Source organism: Clostridium sp. CS1-1 (assembly GCF_056135525.1).
Window position 1 is genome coordinate 1,636,675 of record NZ_CM148680.1, and the last position, 15,155, is coordinate 1,651,829.

The window sequence follows — 15,155 nt, forward strand, 5'->3', positions numbered from 1 at the left end:
AGTGTTAAGGAATGGTTAATAATAAATGACTACATATTTACCTTAATTATGTTACAATTTAATTAAATGAAAAGTAGAACTCAACTATAGTATAAATAGATGAAGGTGAATTCATGAAATTAGACAGACTATTATCAATAACAATGATGCTAATTAATAATGATATTGTTCCTGCAAAAGACTTAGCAGATAAGTTTGAAGTGTCTATAAGAACCATATACCGTGATATAGAAACACTTGGTGCTGCAGGAATTCCTGTAACATCATATCAAGGCGGTAATGGAGGCTTTGGTATCATGGAGGGTTTCAAAATAGATAAAGGGTTCCTTAGTACCCAGGACATTGATTCTCTCACGGCTATATTAAAAGGTATATCTACAATTTTTCAAAATAGAAAATATGATGATACACTGAATAAAGTGCAAAATCTTTCTTCTAACAAGAATAATACAACACTTATTATGGATTTTGATAATTGGGATTATTATGGCTTTATTAAGAATACTCTTAACCTAATACGAACGGCAATTGAAAAAGGTAAAATCGTTAAATTCAATTATACAAATGCTTCAGGTGAAAATATTTCAAGGAATGTGGAGCCGTTAACACTTGTATTTAAATATAATACCTGGTATCTTTATGGATTTTGTAGAGTTAAGAATGATTGCAGGCTATTTAAGGTTTCCAGGATAAGAGATTTAGAGATAACAGAAGGGATATGCTGTTTAAACAAAGAAGAAATTGAGGAACCCAAGTTTCAGTGGGAATCTGACGAAAAAGGTAATTTTATTGATCTTGAATTAAGGTTTAATTCAAATGTAGCTGCTAATGCTTTAGATTTATTTTATGGAGGAGATGTCAGCTTTAACGACGATGGTAGCATGACAGCTAAAGTGCACTGCTCGGAAGGAGAATGGATTTATAGTACAATACTGAGCTTTGGTAAAAATGTAGAGATTTTAAATCCAGCACATCTTAAAAGTATTATAAAAGAAAAAGCAAAAGAAATTTATGATTTATATTAAGAACATGACAAGCAGTTGTCATGTTCTTTTGGTTATAATAAATCAGTATTAAAAATTAACTTTATGATTAGGAGAGATAATTATGAATGAAACATTAAAAAATATTAAAAACAGAAGAAGTGTCAGAGCTTATCAAGCTGAACAAATTAAAGAAGAAGAATTGCAAATGATTTTAGAAGCAGGCATATATGCACCTAACGCAAGAAATCAGCAATCATGGCACTTTACTGTGATACAGAGCAAAGAACTCTTAGATAGGATGTCCAAAGCTGTACAGGAGGAATACAAGAAATCAAATGATAAATTTATTCACCAATTTGCTAATAATGAAAATTTTCATATATTTCATAAGGCGCCTGCAGCAATTATTTTATCAGGAGCTGAAAATGCTATGGCAGCTCAGATAGATTGTGCCCTAGCAGCAGAAAATATGATGATAGCTGCTGAGTCTATTGGTATTGGTTCCTGCTGGGTTAGTGCAGCACCGAATTTTATTAATGCTAAAAAGGATACAGATCTAAATAATCAGTTAGGTATTCCTAATGAATTTAAACCAATTTATTCAATTGCATTAGGATATAAAGCAACTGAAGCTGATAATAATATGCCTAGAAAAGCAGATGTTGTGAATTATGTTAGATAAAAGGTCCTTAAATCGTGCACTTTTAGAACGACAGTTGCTATTAAAACGAGTAAAAATGTCTGCTTATAATGCAATTGAACATCTGGCAGGAATACAATCACAGGCTCCAAACTCAGCGTATTTTGCCCTTTGGACCCGATTGCTGGATTTTCGAAAAGAAGAATTAATTAATCTGATTAATGATAGGAGTGTAGTACGCATTGCAATGATGCGTTCAACACTCCATATGGTTACTGATTGTTATTGTTTAGAATATCGTTCTTTACTCCAGCCAGTTTTAGAACGCAGTCTGAAGGGCAACTTTGGAAAGTTTCTGAAAGGCATTGATACTAATGAACTTATAACAGCAGGACGGGCAATATTAGAAGAAGAATCTCGTACATTAAATGAGCTTGGGAAATTGCTGCAGGAATATTGGCCAGACTGTGATCCATTTGCTTTAGCAAATGCAATACGAAACCTGCTTCCACTTGTGCAAGTACCTCCACGTGGCTTATGGGGTAAAAGCGGTCCGGCAGTTCATACTACTGCGGAAACATGGCTAGGAAAATCCTTATCTGAAAATACATCATTGGATGAAATGATAATTAGATATCTTGGGGCCTTCGGACCTGCCAGTGTTAAGGATATTCAAGTTTGGTCAGGACTCACCGGGATTCGGAAGGTAATAGATAAATTACGGCCAGGACTATTCACATTTTATGATGAAGGTGGGAACGAGCTGTTTGATTTGCCAGATTCGCCAAGACCGGATAAAGATACACCAGCTCCACCACGTTACTTATCTGAATTTGATAATATACTTTTGTCACATGCAGATAGAACCAGAATCATTGCAAAGAAGTATGAAGAACTGGTATTCACGAAAAATGGAATAATAAGATCAGCAGTACTAGTAGATGGTTTCGTTCAGGGAATATGGAAAATTGATAAGCAATCTAACACTGCTACTTTGAATATTGAACTGTTTAAGCCTGTTTCGAAAGAAAATCATAGAGCACTCCTAGTAGAAGGGCAGGATCTGCTAAAGTTTGCTGCACCTGATTTTGATGAACATCACATTGAGTTTGTTATTCATGATTAGGGCAGAAAGTAAATGGTATGGTAAACATATATTTTATTTTCAATTGAGTAAGGATATGTTGTATGGGGTATATGCGAATGGATTTTAAGGAGAAATGCATTTTTGCTTGAATCAATTAAAATCCACCAAAATAGGAAATTGCAGCATTTTGCGAAAAGGTATAAGCTCACGCCCCCCCGACCCTCTAAAACCGACCCCCCTAGAATTAACTGAATATTAATGCGTATTAGTATCATATCCCTGCCAAAACACACATTGAGACAGTTACGTTAATATAACTTAAATAGCTTAAAATCAAAGGGTTAGAGAAATTTAGCCCTTTTTTTCATGTGTGGTTTATGTTCCCATAAACAAGCTGATATGCTCCCTTTAAAGTAGACAGATTAAAAAATAAAAAATCTGTTACTAGAAAGGTGGTATTTTTGTTTAGGGGGGGTAACAAATACGCAGAACTAAGGATATTTGTGCTAAGGTTTAGGTATTGCGTAAATGTTTATGTTGGATTAGTAGAACAATACAATCTATAAACTATGTAAAACAACTCAATAAGTAATAAATTTTTAAAGGAAGTTTCAAAATGTTTCAGGATGTTTGTCATATTTAGTGATGGCAGTGGGATTATCAAGTAAAAAGGCACTCATATTTGAGCCTAGCTTCTACTTGCACTATTATAAGGTGATTGTTATCATCTTTAGTATTATTTTAAATCTCGCTGAGAAAAATAAATATATCATATTGACACTAATGCTACTGCGTGATACTATATAGTAGTAGTAAGTAATACAGAATATCAGTAATGCTAGATAGTGAAGAGGTGATTTATTTGGAAAACATAACAGAAATGTTAAAAGGTGTACTTGAAGGATGTGTTCTTGAAATTATTAGTCATGAGGAGATATATGGTTATGAAATTACTAAGAGGCTGAATGCGCTTGGATTTTCAGATGTTGTAGACGGGACAGTATATACTATTTTGGTGCGACTTGAGAAAAATAAATTGGTGGAAATTACGAAAAAGAAATCCGATATGGGACCGCCGCGAAAGTTTTTTACCCTTAATGATGCGGGACGCGAGGAGTTGAGGAAGTTCTGGAAAAGGTGGGAATTTGTTGCAACAAAAATAAACCAATTAAAGGAGGAAAAGTAATTATGATGGAACTTTTTAAAAGAATAGTAGGGGATAAAAAAGAGTACAAGCAACAGATGGCACGGGTAGAAATGCTGCCTCATGACTATCAATTCGTATATAAAAAAATCCAAGAATATATGTGGAATTTTGCGGCAGGAAACGGCTATGACATGTTGAAGATTCAATATGAATTGATAGATTTGTTCGAGGCCGGCGCAGCTGAAGGCAAGCATGTATTAGAAATCACTGGCGAAGACGCGGCAGCGTTCTGTGATGAACTTCTGCGCAACGCCAAAACATATACGGAAAACTGGCGTAAGAAACTAAACCGCGACATATTGAATAAATTCGGAAAGGTGAACGATTCAAAATGATTGATTTAGCCATAACCATAAAAGGATTGAAAAAAACTACAAAAAGATGTTCTGAATTGCGCCCACTTTGATCCGGGGGCAAATAACTGCGGAAGTTCTGGGAAAGATGGGAATTCGTATCATCAAAAATTAACGAGTTAAAGGAGAATAAATAATGAATTTTTGGGAAAAAATTACGGGAAGTGACATGACTAAAGAAATGAAAACTTTTGAATCCCGAGCGCAAAAGCTACCATCTGATTATCAAACTGCATGGGAAAAAATTAAGGCTAATCTTTGGGGCCACTCAGATTTCACCGGTCGAAATCTCATGCCAATTCTTGACGGTGTGCTTGGCCTGCTGGAAGAAACCGCTGCGGAGGGTCAGAGTGTACAAGAGGCTTTGGGTGACGATATCGAAGGCTTCTGCTTAGCCCTGGTTGGCGAAGAAGGGGCAAACTCTTTTCGCGACAAATGGCGCAAGCAACTTAACAATAATATCACTAAAAAATTAGGTAAATAGGAGGACAAAATGAGAATACAAGATATTATCGAAGGCAAAAAAGAGTGGAGAGCCCACGTGGCGCGTGTGAAAGCACTCCCAAAAGATTTTCAGATTGTTTATAAAGAGATTCAAAAATATCTCTTTAAGGTTGGCCCTGTTGAGCTAACCGACGGGATAGGTTTGCTCTCGGGGATTATGGATCTTTTTGAAGAGGGTGCGGCCTTGGGGAAAGGTGTGCTGGAAGTGACGGGCAGTGACGTAGCTGCTTTTTGCGACGATCTAATCAAAGATTCAAAAACTTACGCTGACATCTATCAAGAATCTGTTGGCCAAGAAGTTAACAAGGTTATAAAAAAGGTTACGGATAAAACAAAGTAAAAGGAAGATATGGGGATTGAAAAAGCAATTGATGTGAAAGGTCTGTGCTCCCGCAAAAGGGGAGCATACTGAAAAGCAGCTTAATGTTTGTATGCACTAAAATCATAGTAGTGAACAAAAATATGAAATAAGGGGATGGTAAAGTGTGTAAAAACGAGTGGATATTATGCCCAGTGTGTAGCAACAAAACAAGGCTCAAGATACGTGAGGATACAGTGCTTGAAAACTTCCCACTATTTTGTCCCAAGTGTAAACAGGAAACCATAATCAATGTAAAACAACTGAATGTAACAGTTATCAAAGAGCCAGACGCTAAGACGCAGAGCCGATAACCGTGAGTTAAATCACAGTTATCGGCTCTTTTTTAGGATAACACTCAAGCTGTATTGAAAGGATTATACGCAGATTTGAGTAAGGCTACTATATTGTAGAGGAGGAAAAGAAAATGAAAGAAAATATCATACAAATTAAAGGGGTAAAGAAATCTTACAAAGATGTAGAAGTACTCAGAGGAGTAGATTTTGAAGTAGAGCAGGGAGGTATCTTTGCATTACTAGGTTCCAATGGAGCCGGAAAAACAACAATGATTAGAATCATGGCTACTTTACTTAAAGCAGATGCTGGAAGTGTTGTGATAAATGGTTTTGACATTGAAAAAAATCCAGGGGAGATTAGAGGTTCTATCAGTCTTACTGGTCAGTTTGCTGCTATTGATGAAATTTTGACTGGACGTGAAAATCTTCAAATGATAGCAAAACTTAGACATCTTAAAAATCCAAATCAAGTAGCAGATGAGTTAATTAATCGTTTTTGTATGTCAGAGGCTGCAGACCGAAGAGTAGGTACTTACTCTGGAGGTATGAAAAGAAGAATTGATATCGCAATGAGTCTTGTGGGAAATCCAAAGATTATTTTCCTAGATGAGCCATCGACAGGTCTTGACCCAGAAGCACGTTTAGAAGTTTGGAAGATTGTAAAAGAGTTATCAACTGCAGGAACTACAGTATTCTTAACTACTCAATATTTAGAGGAAGCAGAACAACTTGCAGATAAAATCGCTATTCTTCATGGGGGAAAAATCATTGCTCTAGATACGTTAGAAGGATTGAAAAAATTATTTCCACCTGCAAAAGTTGAATATGTTGAGAAACAACCTACATTGGAAGAAATATTCCTAACAATCATTGGTAAAAAGGAGGAGAAATAAATGGAATCTACAAATAAATATTTTCTCAAAGATATGAGTGTTATGTTTGGACGTTCTATGCATCATATTTTTAGAAGTATGGACACAATTATTACAGTTTGTATCACACCAATTGCCATGATGTTATTATTCGTTTATGTATTTGGTGGTGCAATCCAAACAGGTACAAAAAATTATGTCAATTATCTATTACCAGGTATAATGCTAATGGCCATTGGTAGTGGGATTGCATATGTAGCTTACCGTTTGTATATAGATAAAGAACGTGGTATTTTTGAACGTTTCCACTCTATGCCTATAGCTCGTTCTACAGTATTATGGGGACATGTATTAACTTCATTAATTTCTAATGGAATTTCTGTAGTAGTGATTATACTTGTTGCATTATTAATGGGTTTCCGTTCTTCAGCGGGAATCTTAGAATGGTTAGCGGTATTTGGAATTCTTGGGATCTTTACACTTGGTTTGACTTGGATTGCTGTAATTGCGGGACTTGCTGCTAAAACACCAGATGGTGCAGGGGCCTTCTCTTACCCAATCATCTTCTTGCCATTTATCAGTTCTGCCTTTGTACCGACAGATACTATGCCTTCAGCAGTACGTGCTTTTGCAGAAAATCAACCTGTAACTCCTATCGTAGAAGCTATTCGTAATTTATTAGCAAACCAACCAGTAGGAAATGATATCTGGGTTGCCCTTGCTTGGTGTATAGCAATAATAATTGTTGCTTATATCTTTGCAATGAGGATCTATAAAAAATTATGACCTATATTTATATAAGTACATCTAGTTTAGAAATTTAAAGAGCTCGTAATATTATTAAATGGTAATTTATTTATAAAAAATCAACTACTCTCCCACTTTTATTATATCATATGAAATTTATAAATAACAGGCTTATAATTTGCTCTTATTGCGGGTATTATAGAAGCAGATATCACTTCATAGAGAATTGTTTCACCCATACCTAGAAAAGAGGAAGGAGAATATATATGAATTCATATGTGCTTAGCTTTCAGGAAATTGATAAAACAAAGATTTCCGTGGTGGGGGGGAAAGGCGCCAACCTAGGGGAACTATCCAAGATTTATGGGATTCCAGTACCAGAAGGTTTTTGTGTTACCACAGAAGCATATAAAAAGATAACTGAAAATAATCAGGAACTTAACGGTTTATTAGATGAATTATCGAATCTTAGAGTAGAAGATAGGGAAAAAGTTGGTGAAGTTAGCAAGAAAATTCGCATGGTCATCAAAAAAATACCCATTTCTAAGGATATAACTGAAGAAATCGCGGGTTATCTCACAAAGTTTGGTGAAAAAGATGCCTATGCTGTGCGTTCCAGTGCAACTGCAGAGGATTTACCGACAGCCTCCTTTGCAGGCCAACAGGATACCTATTTGAACATTATCGGAAGAGAGGCAATCCTAAGGCATATCAGCAAGTGTTGGGCATCGTTATTTACCGAGAGGGCAGTAATTTACCGCCTTCAAAACGGCTTCGATCATCGTAAAGTACACCTGTCTGTGGTTGTTCAGAAGATGGTCTTCCCGCAGACGGCAGGAATTTTGTTTACTGTGGACCCAGTCACTTCTAATAGGAAGGTGTTATCTATTGATGCCAGCTTCGGACTTGGTGAGGCCCTGGTCTCCGGCCTAGTGAATGCTGATAATTATAAAGTACGTAACAGCAAGGTTGTCGATAAGAAGATATCCACCAAGAAGCTAGCTATTTATGCCTTAAAAGATGGCGGTACGAGAGAACAACAGATTGAACCTGAGATGCAGAATATGCAAGCGCTCACCGATGAGCAGATTTTACAGCTTGAGTACATGGGCAGAAAGATTGAAGAGCATTTCGGCCACCCACAGGACATCGAATGGTGTTTGGCTCATGATACATTTTATATTGTCCAGAGTCGCCCAATCACTACTTTATATCCAATCCCTGAAGCGAAGGATGAAGAAAATCACGTCTATGTATCTGTAGGTCATCAACAAATGATGACAGACCCCTTAAAGCCACTAGGAATGTCTTTAATGGAGTTAGTATCTTTTGGACACAGGTTTAAAGCTGGTGGAAGGTTGTTTGTTGATGTGGCACAAATGCTGGCGTCACCTGACAGCAGAAAAATGTTATTAAATAATATGGGACAACACGATCCGCTCATGAAAGATGCACTTATGACCATAATAGAGCGAGATTTCATAAAATGTTTACCAAATGATAAAGAGAACCAGAGTAACCGTAAAAGCAATAAAGTTAAGTCATCTATGGATTCGGAGGCACAAATCGAAAGCAACCCGACAATCGTTTCTGACTTGATTAAAAAGAGTCAAAGATCCATAGAAGAGTTAAAACAAAAAATTCAAACAAAATCAGGATCAGATTTAATTGACTTTATTTTGGAAGATATTCAGGAATTAAAGAAGATTTTATTTGACCCACAAAGTACAGCTGTATTTATGGCTGCTATAAATGCCTCATCATGGACCAATGAAAAAATGAAGGAGTGGCTAGGTGAAAAAAATGCAGCAGACATACTTTCTCAATCTGTACCAAACAATATTACTTCGGAAATGGGTCTAGCGCTATTGGATGTAGCAGATGTGATTCGTCCTTACCCAGAAGTGATTGATTATTTACAACATGTAAAAGATGGTAACTTTTTGGAGGAACTGGTTAAGTTTGATGGTGGACAGAAAACTCGAGATGCAATCTTGTCTTATCTCAACAAATACGGAATGCGATGCAGCGGAGAAATCGATATTACTAGAACTCGTTGGAGCGAAAAACCAATCACACTTGTCCCTATGATTCTTAGCAATATCAAAAATTTTGAGCCTAATGCCGGCAATCGAAAATTTGAGCAAGGACGACAGGAAGCTTTGAAAAAAGAACAGGAGTTATTAGATCGATTGAAGCAATTACCGGATGGTGAACAAAAAGCCAAAGAAACAAAAGGTCAGATCGACCTAATTCGGAATTTTATCGGTTATCGTGAATATCCAAAGTACGGCATGGTTAGTCGTTACTTTGTTTATAAGCAGGCTTTAATGAAAGAAGCCGAACAACTCGTACAAACAGGCGTTATTCATGAAAAAGAAGATATATATTATCTCACTTTTGAAGAACTTCGTGAAGTTGTGCGCACAAATAAACTGGATTACCAGATCATCAGAAAAGGTCAAGATGAATACAAATTATATGAAAAACTGACACCCCCACGTGTTATCACCTCTGATGGTGAAACACTCTCCGGTAAGTACAAACGAGAAAATATCCCAGTGGGCGCTATTGTAGGTCTATCTGTCTCATCTGGAGTTATAGAGGGGCGAGCGCGTGTCATCTTAAACATGGAAGATGCTGATCTAGAAGATGGAGATATATTAGTCACCTCCTTTACCGACCCTAGCTGGACACCATTGTTTGTATCCATAAAAGGCCTAGTCACCGAAGTTGGTGGACTGATGACCCATGGAGCAGTTATCGCACGTGAATATGGCTTACCAGCAGTTGTCGGAGTAGAGAATGCTACCAAGCTGATCAAAGACGGACAGAGAATCCGGGTGAATGGAACTGAAGGGTATGTAGAAATCCTATAAGGAGGAAGATGTTATCTTTATCCTGGGGAACTAAATAAAAGATGAAAGCTAGGAAGGTGATCCAATTAGGGTCGCTTTCTTATTTATGCTTTTTTTATCAACGTGCGCTTCAACAATCTTCTGTATCATAGAAAATAATTAGTTTCTAAAAATAGGAATTACCTTATCTTTCAGCATATTGAAATAGAAAGAAGTAAGCTGCTCCATTAGCAGATAAACTTAGCCATAATTACACAATTAAGCGATTTGGTGCTTCTTAGACAGACAGTACTATTGACTTAGAGTTAACTCCATATGATATACTAAAAAATGCCTTGAAAAAAACTTTAGAATTAAGGCAATTTTGTAAGTAAAATCACAGATAAATATGAAAATATAGTGAGATAATATCTTTATGAAAACTTTATTTGATAAAACAAATATTGGAACTATGAAGCTAAAGAACAGACTAGTTCGTGTAGTAGCTGGTGATAGACATTGTAGAAACGGCCACATAACGGAAAAAGACTTTGAAGTATATGAAGATTCATTTATTGCAGAATATGAAAAGTTGACGGATATGGTTCATAGCCAGGATGCAAATATCATAATGCAATTAGTATATTGTGGTACATGGATGCAGTATAGATCTAAGGAAGAACTTTATTTTAAAGAGTATAATGAAAAAATCGCAGAAGAAGAAAAACAAAGTCAATAGCTTTAAAATTCAAGGAGGCTAATATCCTACCTGAGAGTGTGGCTTGTAGATTGGGTAAATATAATAACTGCGGCTGTTTCTTTTTACCTTTTAAATAAAGTATTTATATAAAAAATTAAAATATATCAAAAAGTATGAAAAAGGAAGGTATTAAATTGAGTAAAGTATATTTTATTAAGAATTCAGAATCTGATTATAATCAGATTGGAAAAGATGCTTTGGAGCTATTGAAAAAAATAGTATCGGAAACTGGACATAAATTTGAGAGAGAAGTACCTATAAAGGTTCACTTTGGTGAAAAAGGAAATGAAACCTTTATACCTGCAAAATGTTACGAGGAAACCATAAGTTATCTGAAAGAAAAGGGAGTATTTCCATCTTACATTGAAACCAATGTGTTGTATAGGGGATCAAGGACTACCACAGAGATTCATATTGAAACAGCAAAATCCCATGGCTTCACACAGATTCCCATTATAATAGCAGATGGAGACATTGGAACAGAGTACAATGAAATAGAAATAAATAAAGAGTATATCAAGAAATGCAAAATAGGCAAGGGATATGGGAAATTCAAACAACTTATTGTTATGAGCCATTTCAAAGGGCATATAGCAGCGGGATTTGGTGGAGCTCTAAAGCAGCTTGCTATGGGTTTTGCTGCTAGAGGCGGAAAGCTGGAGCAGCATTCAGGGATATCTCCTGTAGTAAATGCTAAAGAATGTATCTCTTGTGGTATTTGTATAAATAAATGTAACTTTGGTGCCATCCAAAAGTCAGATGTTGCGGTAATTGATGAGAGTAAATGTATTGGTTGTGCTGGTTGTATTGCAGTTTGCCCTAAGGGTGCAATCGAAAACACTTGGGGAGGGGCCCATTTTTTTGAGAAGCTCTCAGAATATGCCTACGGAGCATCAAAAGACAAGGATATCATATATGTTAACTTTCTTCACAATATCACCAAGGAATGCGACTGCGCGGGTATACATATGAAACCAATTGTAAGCAATATCGGTATTCTTGCTGGAAAAGATCCTGTTGCCCTGGATACAGCATGCCTGGATCTGGTTAAGAAAAATAGCGGCGAAAAACTTTTTGAAAAAGGTAGGAAATCTCTTCAACATGCAGAAAAGATTGGACTAGGAACAATGGAGTACCAGATCATTGAAATTAGCAAGTTATAGTAGAGGATAACTTCAAGCTGCTGAAACGTAGATATTCTATGGTTGGCAGTTGACCTTTCTATGGTATTCTATAAGTTGACAGGAGGATAAAAATAATGTCTAAGAGACTAAAGACAGCTTTTGATTATAAAACGAAGGAAGAGTTTCCAACTAAATTGATGGATTGGATTGGCGATGTTTTTTACGATATTCTTCCGGAACAGGGATATGAGGTACGTGAGGAACAAATATATACTGCTTTTCAGCTTGCAGATGCAGTTTGTAATAAAAAAGTTCATCTAGCTGAAGCTGAGGTAGGTACTGGCAAGACCTTTGCTTACTTACTCACAGCAATTGCCTATGCCCGTTTCAGTGGAAAACCTGCGGTAATTGCATGTGCCTCAACAGCACTTCAGGAGCAGCTGGCAGGTCCAAAGGGAGATATTCAAGTCCTTTCCCACATACTGGGATTAGAAATAGATGTGCGAATGGCAAAGGATCCCCGTCAGTATATTTGTGATGAGAAAGTTAGTGGAGCAGGAGGAGTGTTTGGCGATACTACAGACTCTGATGAGATTAATCAATGGTTAGTAAATACTAAAAAAGGTGAGCGCTCAGAAATGCCGCATATATCTGATACTGTATGGAGACAGATTGGATGGAATGAGACTATGTCCTGTGATGTCTGTTATAGAAAAGGATTTTGCAGACTTGTCAGGGCAAGAGAACATTACAGGCCTGCCAGGGATTTAATTATCGCTGATCATGGAATATTTTTTGAGGATCTATGGACACGGGATGAACGGATTGCCGACGGCAAAATGCCCCTCCTTCCCAATTACTCGATGGTTATTTTTGATGAAGGGCATAAAGTTATGCTGCCGGCAGCCATGCGTGCTGGAAGAAAAATTGATAAGGATGATATTGATAACATCATCCTTTCAATAGAAGAAATTCAGGGAGCTAGAACGTCACTGGTTTCAACTGCAGTTGCCTTGGAAGAGTCCACTCATAATTTTTTTGAAAGGCTCAATCACTGTATAATTGATGATGAGCAATCGGATCGTATCGCTGTTCGCATAGATAATGAACTGCTCAAAGCAGCTGATGCTTTTCGTAAAGCACTAGATCAGTTGTTGTTAGAGATGCAAATTGAGAAAGAACTATACATAGAAGCTTTGCTAGAAAGTACAATAAATACTTTTGAAACTCAAATAGAAAGATCAATTACGGCCCTGACTAGGTTTGTCAGGAACAAAAGTACCGAGGTTATTACCTGGGTAGATAGGTCAGATGGTAGCTTTTGGGTAGTTCCTCGCAATTTGAGCAATATGCTGGATAAACATCTGTTTCAGAAGAAATTGCCTGTGGTGTTTACTTCAGGAACCTTAAGTAATGAGGGAGATTTTGGTTACTTTACTCGAACTCTTGGCTTAAAAGAACCTTCTAAATCCACTGTTGGAAGCCCCTTTGATATTGAGGAGCAGGCGGTTGTTTACTTGACTGAGCCCTCCGCAGAGGACACTGGTGATACCAAGTTTTCACGTAAAATAAAAGAACTAGTATCTCTGCTGAAAGAAAATGGAGGAAGAGCCCTGATACTCACTAACTCCTTGACTGAAGTCAGGAAAATAAGAAAAGAAATTAGGGGCTATCAGCTGCCTTTTGAAGTTCTATGGGAGGATAAAGGTGAACGTGGATATCTTGTTCAAAGATTTCGCGAAGAAGTATCATCTGTATTAGTCGGTGCTAACTTTTGGGAGGGAATTGATGTGCCTGGAGAGTCTCTATCTCTCGTTGTAATTTGGAAACTTCCCTTTCCGTCTCTAGATCCTTTGATTGAAATGAGGCGTAAAGAAGCAGAGAAGGAGGGAATGAACCCACTTATAGCCGTAGACTATCCTGAAATGGGATTAAAGTTAAAACAAGGCTGCGGAAGATTAATTAGAACCAAGTATGATCGGGGAGCAATAGCCGTCATGGAGTCAGTAACGGGAACTCCATGGGAAAAGGTGGTCATGGGGGCTCTACCTCGAGGAGCCAAAATCAAAACAATTCAAGTAAAATAGTTTATTAAGTTATTTAAGTTTACGACTATCTACATTTCCTTTGTTCAAATTCTAGAGCCTTTAAATATAAAGGAAAATCTTCTTCAGAAGATTGAAGAAATAAAAAGATTTCATACCCAAAGTATAACATGACGTGATGCTGTCATGTTATAAGTATTATAATAATGAGGTGGTTAAGAAACTTTATAGGAGTGATCTAAAATGATAAATAAAGAAAAAGAAACAGAACAAGTCTTTACACACAGGAAAGTTATTGTCAAAGAGGTACCTATCCATGTAGTAGAAGCAGGTTCAATATCAAAGCCTGTAGTATTTTTTATTCACGGGTGGCCGACACGTTGGTTAGAATTTGAAGTCGTTATGGCGGTACTTTCCGAGGATTATCATGTAGTAGCCATCGACCTACCCGGCATCGGAGACTCGGAAATTCCGCTGAAGTCATACAGTAAACGCAATATAGCGAAGTATGTTTACGGTATTATGGACACCATGAATTTGTCCGATGTAACTTTAGTCGGATGTGATGTTGGGGGGCAGGTAACCTATGCTTTTTTGAAGAGTTTTCCTAATAGGATTTCACGCGCAGTTATTATGAATGTAGCCATCCCTGGAATTGAACCGTGGGATGCGGTAAAAACAAATCCCTACATTTGGCATTTTGCTTTTCATTCCATACCTGAATTACCTGAAAAACTTATTACAGGTAATGAAATATCATATTTTTCATATTTTTATGATGTAATGGCTGGAAAGGGTAAGAAAATGAGCAATGCACACAGAAAGTCATATGCCGAAGCCTATACCCGTCCAGAGGCTTTGAAAGCAGGATTTGATTTTTATAGATGTTTCGCTATGGATGAAAAAGATAATATGGAATCCAAAAGTGACATTGTATCGATGCCGATTCTTTACTTGCGAGGAGAAGATGAACACGTAAATATCGAAACATACATGAAAGGATTTAGAGAAAGCGGCCTGAAGAATATCCAAATGAAGATAATTGAAAACTGCGGACATTATTCAGCGGATGAACAGCCTGAAGAAGTTGCATCTGCCATAAAAGAGTTTATAAGCAATACGAAAAATACTATGTAGGTAGCATATATTAAGTATATCTGAAAAACACATATGTCATACTGTAAATGAGAAAAAGCCTAACTAGGTAAACTATGATCTAAGGCCAATTATAGAGAACATGATTAAATGACAGATTTGCGAACTATATTAAAACATCACTTTTAACTGATACGTTGAACCGTATCATAAGTAAGGTGAGACACTTAAGAAGAGTTGAACA

At 36.8% G+C, this 15,155-nt stretch carries 15 protein-coding genes; all 15 read left to right on the plus strand.

Annotated elements, in window-relative coordinates; all coding sequences use genetic code 11:
* Positions 1 to 113 precede the first annotated feature (113 nt).
* Positions 114 to 1,025: a helix-turn-helix transcriptional regulator gene (locus AC0N0V_RS07380; protein WP_474463147.1), complete on the plus strand. Its 912-nt coding sequence runs from the start codon at positions 114 to 116 to the stop codon at positions 1,023 to 1,025.
* Positions 1,026 to 1,107: 82 nt separating this feature from the next.
* Positions 1,108 to 1,668: a nitroreductase family protein gene (locus AC0N0V_RS07385; protein ID WP_474463149.1), complete on the plus strand. Its 561-nt coding sequence runs from the start codon at positions 1,108 to 1,110 to the stop codon at positions 1,666 to 1,668.
* Positions 1,669 to 1,723: 55 nt separating this feature from the next.
* Positions 1,724 to 2,752: a winged helix DNA-binding domain-containing protein gene (locus AC0N0V_RS07390; protein ID WP_474464478.1), complete on the plus strand. Its 1,029-nt coding sequence runs from the start codon at positions 1,724 to 1,726 to the stop codon at positions 2,750 to 2,752.
* A gap of 823 nt (positions 2,753 to 3,575) precedes the next feature.
* Positions 3,576 to 3,899 carry a PadR family transcriptional regulator gene (locus tag AC0N0V_RS07395; RefSeq protein WP_474463151.1) on the plus strand — a complete coding sequence of 108 codons (324 nt, stop codon included), beginning with the start codon at positions 3,576 to 3,578 and terminating at the stop codon, positions 3,897 to 3,899.
* 2 nt (positions 3,900 to 3,901) lie between these two features.
* Positions 3,902 to 4,255, plus strand: a complete 354-nt coding sequence (locus AC0N0V_RS07400; RefSeq protein WP_474463152.1) for a DUF1048 domain-containing protein — start codon at positions 3,902 to 3,904, stop codon at positions 4,253 to 4,255.
* A gap of 154 nt (positions 4,256 to 4,409) precedes the next feature.
* Positions 4,410 to 4,757, plus strand: coding sequence for a DUF1048 domain-containing protein (locus tag AC0N0V_RS07405; protein WP_474463154.1), 348 nt, complete (start codon positions 4,410 to 4,412; stop codon positions 4,755 to 4,757).
* Positions 4,758 to 4,766: 9 nt separating this feature from the next.
* Positions 4,767 to 5,117 (plus strand): DUF1048 domain-containing protein, encoded by a 351-nt coding sequence (locus AC0N0V_RS07410; protein WP_474463157.1) that lies wholly within the window; start codon positions 4,767 to 4,769, stop codon positions 5,115 to 5,117.
* Between the two features lie 143 nt (positions 5,118 to 5,260).
* On the plus strand, positions 5,261 to 5,449 hold the full coding sequence (locus AC0N0V_RS07415; RefSeq protein WP_474463158.1) for a cysteine-rich KTR domain-containing protein: 189 nt from the start codon (positions 5,261 to 5,263) through the stop codon (positions 5,447 to 5,449).
* 113 nt (positions 5,450 to 5,562) lie between these two features.
* Positions 5,563 to 6,324 carry an ABC transporter ATP-binding protein gene (locus AC0N0V_RS07420; RefSeq protein WP_474463161.1) on the plus strand — a complete coding sequence of 254 codons (762 nt, stop codon included), beginning with the start codon at positions 5,563 to 5,565 and terminating at the stop codon, positions 6,322 to 6,324.
* Complete coding sequence (locus AC0N0V_RS07425) at positions 6,325 to 7,089, plus strand: ABC transporter permease (protein ID WP_474463163.1); 765 nt, start codon at positions 6,325 to 6,327, stop codon at positions 7,087 to 7,089.
* Between the two features lie 227 nt (positions 7,090 to 7,316).
* Entirely contained in the window at positions 7,317 to 9,929 is a 2,613-nt protein-coding gene (ppsA, locus tag AC0N0V_RS07430; RefSeq protein ID WP_474463165.1) for a phosphoenolpyruvate synthase, read from the plus strand.
* A gap of 394 nt (positions 9,930 to 10,323) precedes the next feature.
* Complete coding sequence (locus tag AC0N0V_RS07435) at positions 10,324 to 10,626, plus strand: hypothetical protein (RefSeq protein ID WP_474463168.1); 303 nt, start codon at positions 10,324 to 10,326, stop codon at positions 10,624 to 10,626.
* Between the two features lie 155 nt (positions 10,627 to 10,781).
* A complete protein-coding gene (locus AC0N0V_RS07440) occupies positions 10,782 to 11,810 on the plus strand; it encodes a DUF362 domain-containing protein (protein ID WP_474463169.1) in 1,029 nt (342 codons plus the stop codon).
* A 95-nt stretch (positions 11,811 to 11,905) separates the two neighbouring features.
* A complete protein-coding gene (locus AC0N0V_RS07445) occupies positions 11,906 to 13,858 on the plus strand; it encodes an ATP-dependent DNA helicase (protein ID WP_474463171.1) in 1,953 nt (650 codons plus the stop codon).
* 201 nt (positions 13,859 to 14,059) lie between these two features.
* Positions 14,060 to 14,953, plus strand: coding sequence for an alpha/beta fold hydrolase (locus AC0N0V_RS07450; RefSeq protein ID WP_474463173.1), 894 nt, complete (start codon positions 14,060 to 14,062; stop codon positions 14,951 to 14,953).
* Positions 14,954 to 15,155: the final 202 nt, after the last annotated feature.